Genomic DNA, 18,690 nt, shown 5'->3' with positions numbered 1-18,690 from the left:
AGCTGGGCTAAGCTGTTGAAATGCAACGCGGGTTTGCGACCCGCCTGCAATAGGCGCGGTCAGGTCGTCGGCGACTATCGGGAATCTGACGATTTTGCACAACAGCAGTGTGGCGGCGAGTGTCGATTGTGTCGGCGACGTGCCGTGGAAGGATCACGCGCTAGCCTGTAGCCTGGTTTCCGAACCGGACCGAATTTCCGATTCTGGCGCTACCAAGACTCACCGTGGCCCGAGCCTGGAAGCAAACTTTAGACGACCAGTGCTGATGAGAGGGCGCGGGTGCAATCCGATGGGCAAGGTCGACCGGAGCTAGGCTATCCGCTCGTCAAGCGCCGCCCGATAGACGCGACCTATGGGCAGGCGAATGCCGCCCTTCAGTTCGACAACCGGTCCCGACCTTCCCGATCGGTGGACGGCCGCAATCCAGGCCGGGTTGACGGCGTGGCTTCGGTGGATGCGCAGCAGATGCCCCGGCGCCAGTCGCACGAGGGCTGAGAGATTGGCCGTGGACAGCAGCTCCTTCCCGTCGGTCAGGGTGATCAGGCTGTAGTCATCGGAGGCGCGGACGTGGAGCAGGTCGCTCGCGCGGATGAGACGGCGGGACGAACCGTCCGGGATCGACAGGGTTTCGTCCGTCGCGAGCGTGGAGGGAACGGGCGCGGGGCGGGCGAGGCGGATCGCCTGCGCCGCCAGCGCACCGAACAGTGTCAGGAACAGCAGGTAGTAGCCGGTGTCGAGGAAGTCGGGGGCCCAGGACAGGGTCAGGGCGACGACGCTGGCGGCCTGCGCCGTCCGCGCGTTTCTGACGCCGGACAGGGCCCCGACGGTGGCGGCGGTCAGGGTGGCGAAGGCCCCGGCGCGGAAGGCCCACAGGACCTTGGCGTCCCACCAGGGCGGGCCGAACAGAGCGATCAGCAGGGCGAGGACGAGGGCCGCGGTCAGGCCCCAGCGGAGCCGACGATCTGGAACGAAGACCTGGGCCAAACATCCGAGGGCCAGTGCCGCAATTGCGGCGAGACCGGCGACGGCGGTGAGTCGGACCAACTGCCAAGGATAGCTGTAGGTTAGCGCCAGCTTGGAGGCTTCGACCGCGGTCTGGGCGAGGACGGCTCCGGTCAGCAGGGCGAGGGTCGCCGAGCCGGGCGGACGGCGGGCGAGCCAGAGGCCCGCGGCGCCGAGGAAGGCCAGGGCCAGCAAGCCGCTAAGCAGCAGGGTGGGCAAATAGTGGCGGAGCGTGCCGTGCAGCGGATCGCTGTAGGGACCGATCGACAGGTCATGGATTGGTCGCCGCACGGGCGCCCAGAGATGGTGGGCCGACAGCCGGACCTCGACGCGGTTGGGGCCGGGGCGAACCCGATCCTGCGGAATGGTGATGAGGGAGCTGAAGCGTCCGGGCGTCTCGTGCTCCCGGTCGGGGCCGACCTGTCCATTGGTCCCGATCAGGGCGCCGTTCCAGCGGACCTCGGCGCTGGCGGTGGCGGCGATATGCAGGGCCAGGTGGGCGGTTCTGTCGTCCGGGCCGGCGACGAAGCTCGTGGTCAGGGTGGTGATCGGGGCGTCCAGCGCCAGGCTTGAAACGTCGACGGGGCGGCAGAGGTTCGGCGCCGGGCACAGGCTCCACGCCTGGGTCGGCGTCCGGGCGGGCGCGGGCGACAGCATGGCGGCGATCTGAGGACCGCACAGAGCGATCAGGCCCGCGACGGCCAGGGCCAGGACGATCGGGCGGCTGCGTTCACCGACGCCCATGGTCGTTCACCGAAACCCGGTTGGCGCGATTGCCGGTCCGCCCGAGATCGATGGCTGTCGGGAGCGAAGGGGCGACCACATGGCCGGTTCGTGCCGCTGCGGACCGGCTTAGGCAAGTGAGGAATAGTCCATGATCGATGCATCGCTTCCCGCGCTGAACCGCCGGATGCTTCTGTGGGGCGCCGGCGCCGTGACTGCGGCGGGGCTGCTGCCGGGCGGGGCCCGAGCAGATGGGCGTGCGGAGGCCGTCGGCGCCGTATTGGACGGCATGGTCCGGGACCACGGCTTCCAGGGCGTCGCGGCCGTGGGGCTAGGGGGACGGATCAGGACAGCGCGCGCCGTCGGAATGGCGAATATCGCAAAGCGGATTCCCATACGCACGGACACGCCCCTGGGCATCGCCTCCATCTCCAAACGGCTGACGGCGGTGGCGGTGATGCGGCTGGTGGAGCAGGGCGCCCTGTCGCTTGACGCCCCGATCACGACTTGGCTGCCCGACTACAGGGCCGATGTCGGGGCACGACTGACCCTGCGTCGGTTGCTATCGAACAGCAGCGGGGCGCCCAATCCTTTCCGCGCTGTGGTGGCGGCCGAACCGGCCCTGCTGCAGCCGCCCTGGATCGATACGGCGGAGGCGGTCCGCCGCTTCGCCACCGGCGAACTGGTGTTCGAGCCGGGGGCGCAGTTCGACTATGTGCTGTCGAACTGGATCCTCGTGCTGGCGATCATCGAAGCCGTGACCGGACAGCTCTATCCGGAGGCGATGCGGGCGCTGGTGCTCGATCCGCTGCGGATGAGGCTTACGACGCCCGCCGCGCCTTCGGAGGTGATGTCATACCGGACCGTGTCGCCGCCGGTGGAGTGGACCAATCCACGCCCGCCCTTCCTGGCGGCGGCCGGGGGCTATTACAGCACAGCCGCCGACCTGCTGCGGTTTGCTCACCGGATCTACGACAGCGACTTCTTGGCTCCGACTTCGCGGACCGCGCTGACGACCGTCGAAGTCGCCTCGGACAGCTATGCGCTGGGCGGGCGAATGCGGACCGTGGCCATTGGCGGGGTGGAGGTCCCGGCCGCTTGGGAGACGGGCAACACCAACGGCTACCGCTCGGTGCTGGGCCATCGACTGGACGGGCGCGGCGCGGTGGTCATCCTGAACAACAACGCCATCTCGCAGCGAACGATGGACGAGTTCGCCGAGGCCCTGTTGAGGGCGGACGCCGGTGTGACGTGACCAATATTCCACTGGCCGCGGTCAACGGCGAAGCTATCGTTGCGAGCCTTCTATCAAGGGGAAAATGATGCGTACTGGAGTATTCGCGGCCATCCTCGCGGCTGTTCTGTTCCACGGGGCGCCGGCGTCGGCGCAGGGTAATCACCTGCGCGAGACCGTCCAAAGCGTCATGCGCGAAACCGGCGCGCGCGGCATCGCCGTCGCCGTCGTCGAGGACGGTCGGGTCGTAGACGTTCAGGCTCACGGCGACCGCAATGCCGCCGGGGACCCTCTGACGCCCGACACCGTCATGTACGCCGCCAGCCTGACCAAGGCGGCATTCGGCTATATGGTCATGCAACTGGTCGACGAGGGCGTGATCGACCTGGACCGATCCATCGCGGACTATCTGCCACGACCGCTGACCGATTACGGCAGCGACGCGATCGAGGATCGTTACGCCCGCTACAGCGATCTGGCCGGCGACGAGCGCTGGCGGATGCTGACGCCGCGCATCCTGCTGAGCCATCGCTCGGGCTTCGCCAACTTCGCTTTCCTGGAGCCGGACGGAAAGTTGAAGTTCCATTTCGATCCCGGCGCCCGGTATGGCTATTCCGGGGAGGGGATCATCCTGCTGCAGTTCGTGCTGGAGCAGGGACTCGGCCTGGATGTGGGCGCCGAGATGCAGCGCCGCGTCTTCGACCGTTTCGGCATGGCCCGCACGTCGATGATTTGGCGGCCGGAATTCGCCCAAAACCTGGCCGACGGCTGGACGCTTGAGGGCGAGGTCATTCCGCACGACGAACGCTCAAGGGTACGCGCGGCGGGTTCGATGGACACCACTATCGCCGACATGGCCCGGCTGGCGGCGGGAATCGCGCGCGGCGACGGCCTGTCGCCAGAGGCGCGGGCCGAACGTGTCAGGGCCCAGGCGCCGATCACCACCCGGTCGCAATTCCCCACGCTCCAGCCCGAACTGCCCGCCGACGAGCAGCGGCCCGGCCTGTCCTCGGGCCTTGGCGTGATTCGCTTCGACGGGCCGCAGGGACCCGGCGTCTACAAGGGCGGTCACGACGATTTCGTCGGCAACACCTGGATCTGCGTTGAGCGCGGCCGTCGTTGTGTCGTCATCCTTGCCGATGACGTTCGCGCCGAGCCTGGCTTCCCACGGATCGTCCGGGCTGTTCTGGGCGAGACAGGCGTTCCCTGGAATTGGGAATACGGTGCGATGCGGATGCTGCCCTAGAGTCTGCTTTCGGGCGACTAACCAAGGTCCGCTCCCCGCCAAGAGCGGTCATTGGCGAACAGCCCGATTCCGGACATTTAGCTCGGCCAACGATGGCCTGTGTTCATCAATCGCCAGGGAATTTCAGACGCGCAGAGACGCGCCCGGATCACATGATCGCTGATCGCCAAGGGGCGTGATCGTAGGTGTTTCGCCGGCCCTTCCGGGGGCTCGAGGCTAACGGCGAGCCGGTAAAAATCGCTCGTCGTTCTGATGTTCGACGGCCTCCGATCTCACGTCTCATCGCACCCGCCCGCGGCCTGTGGGTCGGGAGCTCATTCAGCCTTCGGATCCGACGCGCGCGCTGGTTCGGCCGACGGCGGCGCCGGATGGCTTTGCGAGCCTCGCGCCACCCCTCTCCGACCGCGCTCAACGCCGGGCGGCGGCCCCGGCGCCACGGGCCAGGGCCTCGACCTCGTCCTCACAGACATTGGCGTTGTCGCCGGGCGTGGTCATGGCCAAGGCGCCGTGGGCCGCGCCGAGTTCGATCGCCCGCTGGCCGCCCTCGCCGTTCAACAGGGCGTGGATGACGCCCGAAGCGAAGGCGTCGCCGCCGCCAACCCGATCAAGGATTTCCAGATCGGATCGCAGCGCGGAGGCGTACCGGTCGGTCCGATCATGGAAGACGCCTTGCCAGCTGTTCGCCGAGGCGCTGCGCGGATCCCGCAGCGTATAGGCGACGCCCTTGAGGTTCGGAAACATCTCGAACGCCAGGGTCGCGGCCCGGGTCGGGGGAGCCGGATCCGTCGACCAGCCGCGGCGACCGGCCCAATCCTCGGCCAGCCCCAGACAGGCGCGCAGTCCGTGCTCGTCGCCGAACAGCAGGTCGGCTTCGGCTATGATGCGGCGGTTCACCTCTCGCGCGGCGGACGGGTCGGGGTGGCTGTTCCACAGGCTGGCGCGGTGGTTCAGATCGTAGGAGACCGGCACGCCATACCGACGCGCCGCCTTCGCGGCCGTGACGGCGGTGCGCGCCGTGCTCTCCGACAGGGCCGCGAAGATGCCGCCGGTGTGCAGCCAACGCGCGCCGCCGGAGCCGAACAGGGCGTCCCAGTCGAAATCCTCGGGCGTCAGGGCCGAGGCGGCGGAGTTGGCACGGTCGGAGACGCCGAGGGGCGCCCGGACGCCGAAGCCGCGCTCGGTGAAGTTCAGCCCCAGTCGGGTGTTGCGCCCGATGCCGTCCCAGTCCCGCCACAGGACATGGCGGACATCCACTCCGGCGGAGGCGATGAGGGACTCGGTCAACACCCCCAGCTCGTTGCGCGGCAGGGCGGTGAGGACAGCGGTCGGGCGGCGGAAGGTCCGGCTGAGGCCGCGGGCGACGTTGTACTCGCCGCCGCCCTCCCAGACCTTGAAGGCGCGGGCGCTGCGTACGCGGTCCTCGCCGGGATCGAGCCGGAGCATCACCTCGCCCAGGGCGACGCAGTCCCAGGCCCGGCCTTTTGCGGCCGGGACCGCCCAGCCGGTTGTCGGATCCCTCATGCCGGGCGACAGCCGAATCGGGCCAGATCGATACTCTCGGCCATCAGGCGGTAGCCCTCGTCATTCGGATGCAGGCGGTCGTCGCGGCTGGCCCCTTCGCGAAAGCCCTCCGGTTTGTCCGGATCGCGGACCGCTGCGTCGAAGTCGATCACCCCGTCGAACACCCCGTCCTCGCGGATGAAGCGGTTCAACGCCTGCCGCGTGCCCTCTGACACGGGCTCATAGCGCTCGGAGCCCTCGAACGGCGTCAAGGTGCCGCCCATGACGCGGATATTGCGGTCGTGCAACCGGCTGACCACCTGACGGTAGCCGAGGATCATGTCCGCCGCGTTTCGTCCCGGACGGGTTGGATCGCCGTTGTGACGGATATCGTTGATACCCTCGAGCAAGATCACATAGTCGACCTGAGGCAGAGCCAAGACGTCACGGTCCAACCGCGCGAGGGCGGAATGGCTGCGGCCGTTGTCCATCAGCCGGTTGCCGCTGATGCCCTGGTTCAGCACGACGATTTGACCCGGGCAGGTCGCCTCGAAGCGCCGCGCCAGAAGGCTGGTCCACTCCCGGTGCGCGTCCAGCGTGGCCGTCGCCCCCTCGGTGATAGAATCCCCTAGGGCGACCACCACGGTCGGGGCGCTGTCCCGCTGGGCGTAGACAGCCGAGACAACATTCTGACGACGGACGACGCGGGCGCTGTCCGGCGCCTCGCCGCGCCCCTCGACGATCCGCACCGGGGTGCGACGCACGGCCGGCTGGGTCGCCTCGGGGAAGTGGATGCTCAGCGATACGTCACCGAACGCCGGGACCGTCAGCGCGACGGGATCGCTTATCCAGGCCGCCCCGACCGGGATGACAACCTCGCTTCGGCCGTCGAAGGTGACGGGAACGGCATCGCCCTGCCCGTGCGTCAGGCGCGCGGTCAGGCCATCGAGGTGCAGGGGGGCGACGCCCAACTCGTTGGTGACGCGGAACCGCAGGGCGGTCGCCGACGTCCCCAGCCGCATGTCCTGACGCACCGTCTGTGCATTGAACAGCACCGGCGCCTCGGGCGTCCCGTCTTTGCGGTCCGGGGCCGCAGAAGCGGTCCAGGCCGCGACCCAGACCGGCCCGCCCGAAACGGTCTGGGCCCGGACCGGGCCGGCCGCAAGGACCAGGGCGGCGACGCACGCCATGGCCGTCATCACACCACGCATCGTCAATACCCTTCAGCGTTCAGGATCAGGAGAAGAAGGTTCCGCCGTTCACGTCTACGTTGGCGCCGGTCATGAAGCCGGCCGCGTCGGACGCCAGGAACACCGCCGTCGCGGCGGCTTCCTCGGGACGCCCTTCACGACGCAGCGGCGTGCCGTTCGCCACGGCCTGACGCACTTCCGGCCTGGTGAAGTCGTCGTGGAAACGGGTCGAGATCATGCCGCAGCACAGGGCGTTCACGCGAATGCCCCTTGGCCCGAGTTCCTTGGCCATCGAGCGGGTGAAGGTCATCACCGCGGCCTTCGACGTCGCGTAGATCGCCGCGCCGGGACCGCCGCCGTCACGGCCGGCCAGCGAGGCGAAGTTCACGATGGCGGCGCCCGCCTCCATGTGCGGAACTACGGCCTTGGTGGTCAGGAAGACCGACTTCAGGTTCAGGTCCATGACCCTTTGGAAGAAGCCTTCGTCGATCTCGGCCAGCGGCTTGCGCGCCACCATGCCGCCGGCCGTGTTGACCAGAACGTCGATCTTCCGACCGAAAGCCGCCTGGGTCGCGGCGACCAGTCCGTCCACCGCCGCGGCGTCCGTGACGTCGGCGCGGTGCAGGATCGCTTCGCCGCCGGCCTCCCGGATCAGGCGCAGGGTCTCCTCCGCGCTGGCTTCGTCATTGGCGAAGTTGATGCAGACCTTCGCCCCCTCAGCCGCCAGCTGAAGCGAAACGGCCCGGCCGATGTCGCGGCCGCCGCCGGTGACGATGGCCACCTTGTTCTTGAACGTCATGTCTGTCGTGGTCCTGAGGGAGAAAGGGATTGGAAGCGCTGTCAGGCCTGGTCGCCCGGAGCCCGGACGCCGGAAGTCTCGCTACCCGGAGCGTCCAGCTTCCGGACCGGTCCGGTGATCCACCAGATTGCGATCAGGCTCAGCGGGATGAGCGAGGCCACCAGGATGAAAATCGGGGCATAGGAGACCTTGGTCATCGTCGGCACCAGCCAGGTGGTGATGAGGGTCCCGGCCACGGCCGCCATGCCGCCGACGCCGGCCAGCGATCCCACGGACTTGCCGTGGAACAGGTCGCCCGGAATGGTCTGGATGTTGCCGATGGCGACCTGGAAACCGAACAGAACCACCGCGATGGTCAGCACCGCCAGGGTCGGGTCGGTCGCCAGGACGGCCCCCAGCAGCGCCGGCGCCATGATGACGCAGCCCAGGGTGATGACCCATTTGCGGGCGCGGTCGGCGCTCCAGCCCGACGCGATCAGCTTGCCCGACAGCCAGCCGCCGGACAGGCTGCCGATCATGGCGCCGACGAAGGGCACCCAGGCGAAGATGCCGATCTGCTTGATGTCGAAGTTGAAGGTCTCGGCCAGATAGATCGGCAGCCACGACACGAAAAGCCACCAGATGGGGTCCAGAAAGAAGCGCGAGAGGACCAGGCCCCAGCTCTGGCGATGGGACATCATCTGCTTCAGCGTCGGGGTGTAGATCGGACCGACCGGGCCGCCGGCATCGGCCGGGGCGCCCAGGATCAGGACCCGCTCGGCCTCGCTGACCCAAGGATGCTTGTCGGGACCCGCGCGGTAGATAACCAGCCAGGGCAGCAACCAGATGAAGCCCAGGGCGCCGACGAGGATGAAGGTCCCCTTCCAGCCCAGCCAAAGGAACAGCAGGGCGATCAGCGGCGCCGAGATGATGGCCCCGATAGAGGCGCCGGCGTTGAAGATGCCTTGGGCGAAGGCGCGTTCCCTGGGCGGGAACCACTCCGCGTTCGCCTTGACCGCGCCGGGCCAGGCGCCGGCCTCGCTGATGCCCAGCACGGCGCGGACGACGCCGAAAGAGGTGATCGAGTTGGCGACGGCGTGCAGGGCGATCGAGATCGACCAAACCCCGATCGACAGGGCGAAGCCCATCCGGGTGCCGATCTTGTCGAACAACCGGCCGAAGACGAACTGGCCCGCCGCGTAGAACAGCATGAAGACGGTGACCAGAAGGGCGTAATCCTCCTTGGTCGCGCCGATGTCGTCGGCGATCTCCGGCCACATCACTGCCAGGGCGTTGCGGTCGATGTAGTTGATTACCGTGGCCACGGCGATGAGGCCGATGATCAGCCACCGCACTGCGGATCGTTTCTGCATCACTCTCGCACTCCCGTCGCGGGTCGGTCGCCTGGGCGCCGGTCTCTCTATCGATCCAGTCGGGCCCAGGGGCCGCTCCAGCGCCAGGTCTGCCCGTCGGCCGAGACCGAATGGGCCACGCCCGTCGTCACATCGTCGGCCACGCCCAAGGCCAGGGTCTTGCCCGAGGCCAGGGTCAGCACGATCACCTCGCCCCCGTCGCCGCGCACCCGTTTGACGTCCTGAACGCGACTGTCGGCGCCGGTCACCGTCTCGGCCGTGCCGTCGTAGCGACCGTGCGGCTCAAGCACTCCGAAGAAGGACACCTCGGACTGGCCGTCGACGCGCTGGATCAACAGGGGCTCGCGACGCAGGTTGAAACTGGGGTCGTTGGCGCCGCTTTCGGCGAGGATGGCGCGCGACGGCGCGCTGGCCCCGAAGCGCCACGTGTAGAAGCGGCCGTCCAGCAACCAGGTCAGGCTTCGGGTCTGCTCCGCCGCCGCCGTGGAGGCGTCGACCCACAGATGCTGATAGCCGTCGGCGCGGCCCAGCACCGGTCGCTCGGCCACTGCCCGTTGAGCCTCGAAGCCGACGTTCATGATGTGGCCGTTGTAGTGCAGCGGCAGGTCGAACCGCGCCGCCGTCGAGCTGGTGACCCGCAACAGGTCGATGACGATCGGCAGGCCCAGATCCGGATGCTCGACCAGGGCTTGGGTGCGGGTGAAGACCACGCCGTCATAGGCCCCTGTCTGGCGGGCGGAAACGATCTGCGTCCCCTCCCCCGCTTCGAAGAAGAGCACTTCAGGCGCCCGATCCTCGCCGATGCGCCAGTCGCCGCCGAACTGGTTGCGCTCGTTCACCACCAGGGTGTTGTGCGCGACGGTCGTCTTGGCCCAGCTGTTGTTCTCCGGCAGATAGATGCCGCCCGCCTTGGCCTCGATGTTCAGGAACCGCGCGGCGCCGTAGTCGGTCACCACCCGCTGGCCGTTGTCGTAGAAGAGCCAGTTCAGCTTGTCGAAATGGCCGTGGCCCATGCCCATGGCCGTGGCCTTGAACACGAGGGCCTGACCGTCTTCGCCGTTCTCGCGCAGAATGCCCAGGCCGCCGTGCGCGCCGTCGGCGCCGTCGCGCAACAGAATCGAGCGGAAGTCGAACGGACGCGCCCGGCCCTCCGCCACGCCCTGGGCCACGCGCAGGCCTTCCGGCGACAGCAGGGTGCGACCTTGCCGCTCGGCGATGGACAGCAGGCCCGGGTCTTGTGATCGCGCATAGGCGACGGCCACACCGGTGACCAGTTCCTCGGTGTCCAGTCCCTTGTCCAGGATCGCGTCGTTGATAGGGATGAAGTAGCCGCCGTAGCTGGACTGGATTACGGCGTCGACGGCCTTCAACAGCACGCCGTCACGGTGGCGGAAGATGCCGCGTTCCGGGTCGTTCTGTTCGATCGCCCGCGCGAAAATGATGAAGGGCGCCAACGCATAGCGCTGATAGTACGGCCCCTCCTCGTAGTAGCCGTCCGGCGAGAACAGTTGGTCGATCTGGGCGATGAAGCCGGCCGAGCCGTCCCTTTTGAGACCCATCAAGGCCTTCCCGGACATCTCGGCGTCGCGCAGGACGTAGCCGGTCATGCCGACGGCGGCGACGGCCCAGGTGGCGTGGTTATGAATGCGCTCGAAATTGTCCGGCGTCTCGTCCGACAGGAAACGCGCCATGCGGCGGAAGACCTGGCCGTCGATCTTCTGACGGTCCTCGGCGCTCAGCGTCTCGCGGATCGCGTCATAGCCCTGGATCGAATAGACAAGCCAGACGGAGTCGTTCAGCGTCTGCCAGAAGATGCGGCCCGGAACCTGGCCGCGTCCGGCCGGGTGGGCGCCCAGTGTCGGATACAGATCAGCGTACTTCAGCAGCAGGTCGCGCGCGAAGTCGGCGTAGGCGCGATCGCCGGTCAGGCGGTACAAGGCGCCGGCGTTGTAGATCGCCTGATAGTTCCGCTTGTGCTGTTCATGGGTATAGCCGCCGCCCGGATCGCGCGGGATCGGCACGTCGATCTCCCGCCTCATGGCGGCGCGGACCATCCGTTCGACCCGCGCCTGCTCCGAGGCGAACATGGGATATTGGCCGCCAGTCTCGGCCATGCGCCGCCAGTCGTCAGGACTGGTCAACACCGGCGTCGTCGCCGTCCGGGCCTGGACGACGCCGGACGGGACCGGGGTGGCCGCGGCAGGCATCGCGCCTGTCGCCACTCCGGCCAGCAGCAGGGCCGCCAGGGAAAGCCTGAGGATCATCACAAGGTCTCCGGCAGGACCGCGATCGGGGCGACATCGGATTCAAGCGGCGGCGTGCGCACCAGCTGGTTGTCGCGAACCACCAGAACCGGCTCACCGACGCGATGGCTGAAGCGGACGGCGCCGCTGTCGGTCAGCCGGTTGCCCGTGACCTCAGCGAACTGGACCCCGCGCATCAACAAGGCGGGTGTCGTGGCGGACCCCGCCTTGTCGAAGACGACGCCTGTCACGGACATACGAGGCCCAAAGGTGCTCTCGTCCGTGCCGCCGCGATACAGATCGACAACCGGCCCGCCGACCCGGCGGAAGGTCCCGCCTTCTATCCGGACGGTCTCGGCGTTGTAGGTCCCACGGTCGTCGGTTTCGGCGGCGGCTGAAACGACGGCGCCGCTGATGTTCTCGACCGTGACGCCCTTGAGCAGCACCCGATCCGCCATACTGCCCTTGCCCAGGGCGATGACATCGAACCCCCGGTTGACGGTCAGGTCCGAGATCCGGCTGTCCTCGACGATGATCTCGAAATTTGCGGCGTTCGAACCGGCCGCGACCCTGATCACCGCATTGCCGACCTCGTCGGGCGCATCGCGCCCGGTGACGGCCAGGCGCGATAGCTTCAGCGAGCCGCCCCGTTGGAGCTGGAACAGCGCCGGGCGGGAGAAAGCGATCTCGGCCTCGCCCTCGGCGGGACCTCGCACCGTCAGCGGGGCGTCGACCAGGATGGTGCGATCAACCGAATAGCGCCCCGCAGCCAGGGTCAGGACGGCGCCAGGCGCGGCGGCTTCGGCCGCATCGGCCAAGGCGCCCTCGCCGGGCGGCACCGCCACCTCCCCGCCGGTGTCCAGACGGGGTTGCTGGCCGTGCTTTGGATACCAGGGCACGCCGGTGGCGGCCCGGGCCACGATGCGCAGATTCCGCGAGGCGCCGACCCCATCCACCCCCTCAGGGACCATAAGGCCGCCGGGCCCGCGGGTCAGGGTGACCGCGCGGCCCTCGAAACCGCGGGCCAGGCCGGCGGACACCGCCGGGCTCTGGATGTTTCCCGCAAAGGCGATGCCGGACATATCGCCCAGGATGCGCACCGGATCGCGGCGACCGTCCGCTGCGACGATCAGGTTGTTGGCGAAGCGGCTGTTGATCGGCGCGGCCGACCGCTCCTCATCCATGCCGGCGCCCAGGAAAACGCTGCGCGCGCCGATGATGGTGTTGTTCTCGATCACCGCATTGTCCACCTGATGGTAGCGGTTGATCGGCGAGTCCGGCACGCCGTACATGATGCTGAAGGCCGAGCCGAAACCGTCGCCCGCCAAGCCTTCCATGTAGTTGTTCCGGACAGTCTGGTTGCCGTTGATGATCCGTATGCCGCCGGTGTGCGGCTTGTTTCCGCCGATGAAGACGTTGGACTCGACAAGATTTCCGGCGCCGTGACGCAGCACCAGGGCCCCGCGCGACTGGAAGAAGACATTGCCGCGGTAGGTGTTGCCGCCCGACTTGTTGGAGACGATCTCCACCTCGCCGTCGCAGCCCTCGAACCAGTTGTTCTCGACCACGGTGTTCGAGGCCGACAGGGAATCGGCGCTGGAACCGACGCGGATGGTCTCCCCGCCATTCGAGCCCAGGTTCGGGCGCGGGCCGAAATAGTTGTGGTCGATGCGGTGCCGGTTATCGAGCCCCTGCTGCTCGTCGCGGACGACGACCAGGGTGGCGCCCAGATTGGTTTTGCCCGTTAGGTGGTTGTGGTCGAAACGATTGTGCGAGCCGTACAGGGCCACCCAGTTGTCCGACGTCCCGCGATCCGGCTTGTTGAAGCCGTCGATGACCACGCCGGTGACGCGGCTTTCCACCGCGCGACGGTCCCGCGAACGGCGGAACGAGATGACCTCGCCGGTCGGCGAATGGCCGTCGCGAAAGACGAGGTTCGACACCACCAGCTGCCGACCGGCCATGCGCAGATTGGATTGCCCCGACAGAATGACCCGCCCCGGGGTCTGGGCCGTCAGGGTGATGGGGCGGCCCGGCTGCCCCTCGGCGTCGAACAGGATCTGGAAGTCGGTCCACACGCCGTCCGCCAGGACGATGGTGTCGCCCGGTTTCGCGGCGCGGACGGCCCGCTGATACGCCTGCGGATCGTTGACCACGGTCGTGGTCTGGGCTGCGGCGGCTCCCGCCCAAAGCAATACGACCGCGGCGGCCGCCCATCTGGCAAACATTCTCGCCTCCCATTCGGTCCGGCTTGACGCGGACTCGCTGACGGCTCTGCGGCCGACACGAGGAGGCTAACAGCAAGAACCGGCTGCGCCAACCACTTGGTTCAGAAAAATAGCCCCTCCATACAGACCAATTGGTCTGATTTTGGCGATTAGACCGCCCGGGTGCTTATCAGGAACCGTTCGCGGCTGGCCGCCGTCTGGCGTTCCAGTTCCTGCTGCGCCTGGGCCGCGCTGGCGTCGAGCATGGCTGACAGAAGGCGGTTGAAATGGGCGCGCATGGCGCGCCGGGCGCCGGACGGATCGCGCGCCTGCAGGGCGTGGAGGATGGCCATGTGCTCCTCGACACGGGACGAGTCGTCGATCTCGCAGACCGCCTTGTGAGCGGCCCGCACCTGCGGCTGCTCGGTCCGCATACGCCAAAGGGTTTCAATGGTGTGCAGAACCGCGACATTGTTCGCGGACGCCGCGATGACCCGATGAAACTCCCGATCAGCGGCGTCGGGGTCCAGGTCTGGATTGCTCCCATCCATAGCCTTGACAAGATATTCGAGGCGCTCGAGCGCCTCGGGCGTGATCACCGAGGCGGCCAAAGCGGCCGCTTCGGATTCGAACAGGGAGCGCGCCTCCGTCACCTCGAAGGGGCTCACAGTCGGCAAGGCGTGGGCGGCCGCGTTCCCGCAGACGAAGACGCCGGATCCGGTCTTGATGGCCAGCTTGCCCTGGGCCTGCAGCGCGACCTCGGCTTCACGCACCGTGACGCGGCTGACACCGAACTGTTCCGCCAGTTCGCGCTCGCCAGGCAGCTTCGCGCCGGGGCCGTAGCCCTCATCGGCGATCAACTGCAGGATCTGTTCGGATACGGTGTGGAAAAGGCGCTTCTGGCTCATTGTCGCAGCGTAGCCGAACCGGGGCGTCGGGCCAATCGGTCCGACACCCCTCGTCCGATCAGAACCGGCGCCGCATGGAGACGTAGTATTTGCTCCCGTAGGCGTAGTAGCCGCGGGTCGATCCCCACACCGGCATGTCCTCGATGCGCGGCTCATCGGTGATGTTGATCGCCTCGAACTGCAGGCGGGTGTCGCGGCCGAACTGGTAGCTGGCCCGCAGGTCCAGGGTTCCCGCCCCGTGGACGTAGCGCAGCTGCGAATTGCCGCCGACGAAGTCCTGATAATAGTCGGAGCGGTACTTGTAGATCGCCTGGAGATCCAGATCGCCGATCTGGTAGTAGAGCTGGGCCGACAGAACGTCCTTGGACAGGCCCGAAAGGCCGGCGGGCGGGATCATGCCCTCGGTGACCGCCCCCGTGGCGGCGTCAATGACATTGCCCAGGCGGACATCCTCATTCTCGAAGTCCAGGTCGGCGTAGCTGTAGCTGACCTTGATCCCCAGGCCGTCGAACGGCGCCGGCAGGCTGGAGAAGCGGTAGGCTCCCGTGACCTCGAAGCCCAGCAGGGTGCTTTCGTCGTCGCTGTTCTCGGTCTGGACGACCGGCACGGTGACCGACTGGCCGTCGATGACGAAGGTCTCGTCATAGGCGACCGGCCGGAAGCCCCCGGTGAACTGCTTGGCGTACACCGCCAAGGCAAACATCGAGTCGCGGTTGGCGTAATATTCCAGCGACAGGTCCGCATTCCACGACATCAGCGGCTCAAGGCGCGGGCTGCCGTTGGCGGTAATATTGCGCAAGGCATCGGCCACGTTCGAATAGTCCGCGCCGCTGTCGACGGTGATGATCCGCCCCGCGCCCAGGGCGCTCGGCGCCGGACGCGACATGGCGCGGAACAGACCGCCACGCAGCAGCAGGTCGTCCTTCAACTCGAAGGTCAGGTTCAGGCTGGGTAGCCAGCGCGTGGTGCCGTGCTCGATGACCACTTCATCGAACTCGCCGGTCGGGACCAGGCTGATCGTGCCGTCGCCGTTGTCCACAACGTTCAGATCTGCGCGCAGGCCCTTGGAGGTGACTTGCGTGTCCACGACACGAAGGCCGACGTTGCCGCGGAACGGCAGGTCGCCGGCCATGCCGGCGAAGCTGGCCATGCCGTAGCCGGCCCAGACGTCTTCCGAGACGTCGCGGTTCTCAACGGCGCGGATGTCGATCGGCAGGCCGGTGTCCGGCACACCCGAATAGGCCTCGAACAGACAGACGGCGTCGAAGGTCGCCCACCGTTTGATGGAGTTCGACGAAGAACTGTCCAGGAAGTCATTCTGCGGGAAGGCCGTACGGCACAACAGGTTGGCGGCGCGGTCCACCGCGCGATCATCCTGGGTGAACTCGACACGGTTGTCGAAGTCCGTGAATGTCATCGTCGAGTAGCGAACGCCGGCGTCAAAGGCGGTGAAGAGCCCGTCCGCCGGCTCATAGGTGGCGTCGAACCGGCCTGCGAAGATCTCGTGATCGCGTTGGCTCTGGTCGCGACGGATGCGGGCGTCGTCGCTGAACAGGTCGTGGTTGGTGATGTCGAAGCGCGGATCGATGGTGAAGGTCGGCACCGGACCGTTGCGCAGATCCATGGTGTAGGGCACCCGTTGGTTGTTCATCGGGGTGCGGACGCCGTAGATGTCCAGCGGGTCCGAGCGCAGACGAACATTGCGGTCGGTCTCGTTGCGCAAGGTGTGCGACCAGGACACATCGCCCTTCAGGGTCAGGGACTCATTCACGAAATACTCGATGTTCAGACCCGCGCCCTCGTAGGTCTCGGAACGGTTCTTGAAGGTCGAGTTGGTCTCGATAGAGCTGTTGCCGGTCACGGCCTGCAGCACGTGGTTCTCGTCAACGACCCGATTGGTCAGGCCGTAGCGGCCTTCCGAAATGCCCAGTTCGTTGCGCCGCTCGTTGTAGGAGCGATCCGAGTACTGATAGTCGAGGTTGACGTTCAGGCGATCATTGGGCCGCCACTGGACCGCGCCGAACCAAGCGTCGCGGGTGTCGTCTTCTTCGATCTGGCGGAAGATGTAGCTGTTCGGAACCAGATAGAAGGGCGTGCCCGACGCGGCCTGGGCGCGTGACACCTCGGCGCAGTTGCCGGTCTGGGTGGTGGTGGCGTTACAGGCCACCCAGGTCGAGCTGGCGTTGTAGACTTCTTCCGGATTGGTGACGTCGTTGCGCTGGAAGCCCAGCGACAGGCCGAGCTTGCCAAGACCACCCAGATCGAACTGATCCACGAAGCTGAGGGTCCCCCGATAGCCCGGGGAAGGCTGGTTCAGCAGTCGATCCTCATAGGGGTTGTAGTTGACCTTTCCCTCGATCTGGATGCGACGACGGTTGAAATCCAGCGGCCGCAGGGTGCCGAGTTCCACCAGTCCGGACACGCCACCCTCGATAAGATTCGCCTGTTGGGTCTTGTAGACCTTGATCTGGTTGATCAGCTCGGAGGGGAACTGGTTGAAGTTGACCGAACGGTCGCCGCTGCCGTTGGAGGCCTCGCGACCGTTGAAGGTGGAGGCTCCCAGGAACGGCCCCATGCCACGAATGGCGATTTCGGAGGCGCCGCCCTTCTCGCGGTGTGACGCCGCGCCGGTGATGGTCTCGATCGCTTCCCCCACCGACAAGGCCGGCAAATCACCGATTTCATCAGCCGTCAGTGCGTCCACGATGGTGGCTTCCTGGCGCTTGGTCTCTATGGAACTCTGCATCGTGCGCCGGGTGCCGGTGACGACGACCTCGTCGAGAGTGGCATCCTCGGTGACGACGGGGGCGTCTTGAGCGTCCTGGGCGAAAGCCGGTGCGGCGACCGCCCAACAGATCACCGACGCACCCGCCAGCAAGATCGACCGACCACGCGCGACTACGCGCGGCTCACGCCCGCCAAACCAAACCTGCATGCGGCCCTCCCTTGAGCCTTTTGTTTTGTTGGCCGAAGCTTCCTTGAGCAGACCACTAAGTCAAGCCAGTTGGATCAGTTCTTTCGCAATTTCGTTATACCAATTGGTATTTTTTTAAGATGTCTGTCTGCTGCAAGGCGCTCTCGCGGGGACCACCACAAGCGGAGCGTCGCAGGACAGGAGCGCGAGGGGCGCAAGGTCGATCACGGGGGACACCGGCGGCTCCTGGCCATGAACGCGGGTCATCACTCGTTCAGGCGGGGCGCGTTCATCCGCGATCACGGGGATTGATCGCACGGCATACGGCGTCGGCACTTCGCCCCTGTCCGACGGCTTGACGGCGATGCTTGAGGACGGGGGTCCGGTCATACCGGGACGGGCCGGAGCAGACCGGTCCCCCAGGTCGATAGTCGGCTGGCGTTCCGGGACAAACCCGAGGCGGGTGTCAAGCACGAGCCCCTTTGTATCAAGGGATAAGGGTTGTCTGGACCGGCCAAGGCTGACCCTACCTGAACCCGTCATGGCGGACCTTGGCGCAACCGACCAACCGGGGACGCCGGCTATCGGTCGTGCGGGGTGGTTAGCGGCTCCGCTGATCGTCGGCCTCCGCTTCGTCCCGATCGGACAGAAGCAGACATTCCGAACCACCGCTTTGAGTCAGAAACTGTCTCTAGTTGCCGGCCAGATCCGTCCATGATCCTGGGCCAGAACGCCTGGCTCGACCGGACCAACGTCCTCGAAAACCCCTCAGATCCGTTTGCCGGCAAGGAACCGAAAAGCGAGAGAAGTTGAAAGCTTCCCAAGCTTTTCGTGCGGGTTCGATTCCCGCTGCCCGCTCCAGCCTCGGGGCGTTTCGGCGCCGGAGGCTCGGGGACCGGATCAGTCTTCCGGACGCCCGGGCGGGCTTCCCGCAGCCGGCGGCTCGTACCGAACCGCCAGCGTCCTGCTCCAGGAGACATCGTCCGGGTGGGTTCTGGTCACGGCGCAACGCCAGTGCGGGATGCCGAGACTGACGGTGAGAGCCTCCCCTCGCGCGGGACCTTCAGTCGGATAGTCCTTTCGCGCATCGACCTGAAACGTCACCGAATGTCCCGGAGGCAGCCGGTGGTGTCCCTCGAGAGGGGGTTCGATGTAGCCGCCCGTCCGCCAGCCGAACTGACGGCCGCCAAGCCGGAAATCCCGGCGCGTTTCCGTCGATGAAGGAACCCGGACAACGTCTATCGGGATGCACTGTTCTTCGTCCGACAGGTTCCGGGCGCGAACGTCGAAGAGGCCTTCGACGCCGGGAGCCCTTGAGGCCTCGATTTCGAGAGCGCCTTGGCGAGCGGGGCTTGCCGCCGTGGCGCCTCCG

The 18,690-nt window shown here is 67.0% G+C and carries 11 protein-coding genes; 2 read left to right on the top strand and 9 right to left on the bottom strand.

What is annotated here, in order from left to right; translation table 11 throughout:
• Positions 1–309: 309 nt before the first annotated feature.
• On the bottom strand, positions 310–1,746 hold the full coding sequence (locus ACODRV_RS15050; RefSeq protein ID WP_488908847.1) for a LytR/AlgR family response regulator transcription factor: 1,437 nt from the start codon (positions 1,744–1,746) through the stop codon (positions 310–312).
• Positions 1,747–1,876: 130 nt separating this feature from the next.
• On the opposite strand from ACODRV_RS15050, the gene ACODRV_RS15045 reads away from it, so the two are divergent.
• Together ACODRV_RS15045 and ACODRV_RS15040 are read left to right on the top strand one after the other, a co-directional pair.
• Positions 1,877–2,980: a serine hydrolase domain-containing protein gene (locus ACODRV_RS15045; RefSeq protein ID WP_488908846.1), complete on the top strand. Its 1,104-nt coding sequence runs from the start codon at positions 1,877–1,879 to the stop codon at positions 2,978–2,980.
• 67 nt (positions 2,981–3,047) lie between these two features.
• Positions 3,048–4,205, top strand: a complete 1,158-nt coding sequence (locus ACODRV_RS15040; RefSeq protein ID WP_488908845.1) for a serine hydrolase domain-containing protein — start codon at positions 3,048–3,050, stop codon at positions 4,203–4,205.
• Between the two features lie 408 nt (positions 4,206–4,613).
• Here the strand turns inward: ACODRV_RS15040 and ACODRV_RS15035 are convergent, their stop codons facing one another.
• The 8 genes from ACODRV_RS15035 to ACODRV_RS15000 all read right to left on the bottom strand — a co-directional run bounded on the left by ACODRV_RS15035 (position 4,614) and on the right by ACODRV_RS15000 (position 17,339).
• Positions 4,614–5,726: a sugar kinase gene (locus tag ACODRV_RS15035; protein ID WP_488908844.1), complete on the bottom strand. Its 1,113-nt coding sequence runs from the start codon at positions 5,724–5,726 to the stop codon at positions 4,614–4,616.
• Entirely contained in the window at positions 5,723–6,895 is a 1,173-nt protein-coding gene (locus tag ACODRV_RS15030) for an SGNH/GDSL hydrolase family protein (protein ID WP_488908843.1), read from the bottom strand. The genes ACODRV_RS15035 and ACODRV_RS15030 overlap by 4 nt, the downstream gene beginning before the upstream one ends.
• Positions 6,896–6,941: 46 nt before the next feature.
• Positions 6,942–7,694: an SDR family NAD(P)-dependent oxidoreductase gene (locus tag ACODRV_RS15025; RefSeq protein WP_141627848.1), complete on the bottom strand. Its 753-nt coding sequence runs from the start codon at positions 7,692–7,694 to the stop codon at positions 6,942–6,944.
• Between the two features lie 41 nt (positions 7,695–7,735).
• Positions 7,736–9,046, bottom strand: a complete 1,311-nt coding sequence (locus ACODRV_RS15020) for an MFS transporter (RefSeq protein WP_141627849.1) — start codon at positions 9,044–9,046, stop codon at positions 7,736–7,738.
• A 47-nt stretch (positions 9,047–9,093) separates the two neighbouring features.
• Positions 9,094–11,310 carry an alginate lyase family protein gene (locus ACODRV_RS15015; RefSeq protein WP_488908842.1) on the bottom strand — a complete coding sequence of 739 codons (2,217 nt, stop codon included), beginning with the start codon at positions 11,308–11,310 and terminating at the stop codon, positions 9,094–9,096.
• On the bottom strand, positions 11,310–13,517 hold the full coding sequence (locus ACODRV_RS15010; protein WP_488908841.1) for a polysaccharide lyase 6 family protein: 2,208 nt from the start codon (positions 13,515–13,517) through the stop codon (positions 11,310–11,312). Before ACODRV_RS15010 ends, ACODRV_RS15015 begins: the two co-directional genes overlap by 1 nt.
• Before the next feature lie 149 nt (positions 13,518–13,666).
• The gene (locus tag ACODRV_RS15005; protein WP_141627852.1) at positions 13,667–14,404 is read right to left on the bottom strand and encodes a FadR/GntR family transcriptional regulator; all 738 of its coding nucleotides are present in this window, start codon (positions 14,402–14,404) and stop codon (positions 13,667–13,669) included.
• 58 nt (positions 14,405–14,462) lie between these two features.
• Complete coding sequence (locus tag ACODRV_RS15000) at positions 14,463–17,339, bottom strand: TonB-dependent receptor (RefSeq protein ID WP_488908840.1); 2,877 nt, start codon at positions 17,337–17,339, stop codon at positions 14,463–14,465.
• Between the last annotated feature and the right edge of the window lie 1,351 nt (positions 17,340–18,690).

The sequence above is a fragment of the Brevundimonas sp. FG8 genome (assembly GCF_057808845.1).
This window is presented reverse-complemented; position numbering and strand designations above follow the sequence as displayed.

Bases quoted from the DNA above. Each gene is read 5' to 3' on its own strand.
- ACODRV_RS15015 (WP_488908842.1), bottom strand. From the start codon at position 11,310: ATGATCCTCAGGCTTTCCCTGGCGGCCCTGCTGCTGGCCGGAGTGGCG.
- ACODRV_RS15010 (WP_488908841.1), bottom strand. From the start codon at position 13,517: ATGTTTGCCAGATGGGCGGCCGCCGCGGTCGTATTGCTTTGGGCGGGA.
- ACODRV_RS15035 (WP_488908844.1), bottom strand. From the start codon at position 5,726: ATGAGGGATCCGACAACCGGCTGGGCGGTCCCGGCCGCAAAAGGCCGG.
- ACODRV_RS15045 (WP_488908846.1), top strand. From the start codon at position 1,877: ATGATCGATGCATCGCTTCCCGCGCTGAACCGCCGGATGCTTCTGTGG.
- ACODRV_RS15025 (WP_141627848.1), bottom strand. From the start codon at position 7,694: ATGACGTTCAAGAACAAGGTGGCCATCGTCACCGGCGGCGGCCGCGAC.
- ACODRV_RS15000 (WP_488908840.1), bottom strand. From the start codon at position 17,339: ATGCAGGTTTGGTTTGGCGGGCGTGAGCCGCGCGTAGTCGCGCGTGGT.
- ACODRV_RS15040 (WP_488908845.1), top strand. From the start codon at position 3,048: ATGCGTACTGGAGTATTCGCGGCCATCCTCGCGGCTGTTCTGTTCCAC.
- ACODRV_RS15030 (WP_488908843.1), bottom strand. From the start codon at position 6,895: ATGGCGTGCGTCGCCGCCCTGGTCCTTGCGGCCGGCCCGGTCCGGGCC.
- ACODRV_RS15020 (WP_141627849.1), bottom strand. From the start codon at position 9,046: ATGCAGAAACGATCCGCAGTGCGGTGGCTGATCATCGGCCTCATCGCC.
- ACODRV_RS15005 (WP_141627852.1), bottom strand. From the start codon at position 14,404: ATGAGCCAGAAGCGCCTTTTCCACACCGTATCCGAACAGATCCTGCAG.
- ACODRV_RS15050 (WP_488908847.1), bottom strand. From the start codon at position 1,746: ATGGGCGTCGGTGAACGCAGCCGCCCGATCGTCCTGGCCCTGGCCGTC.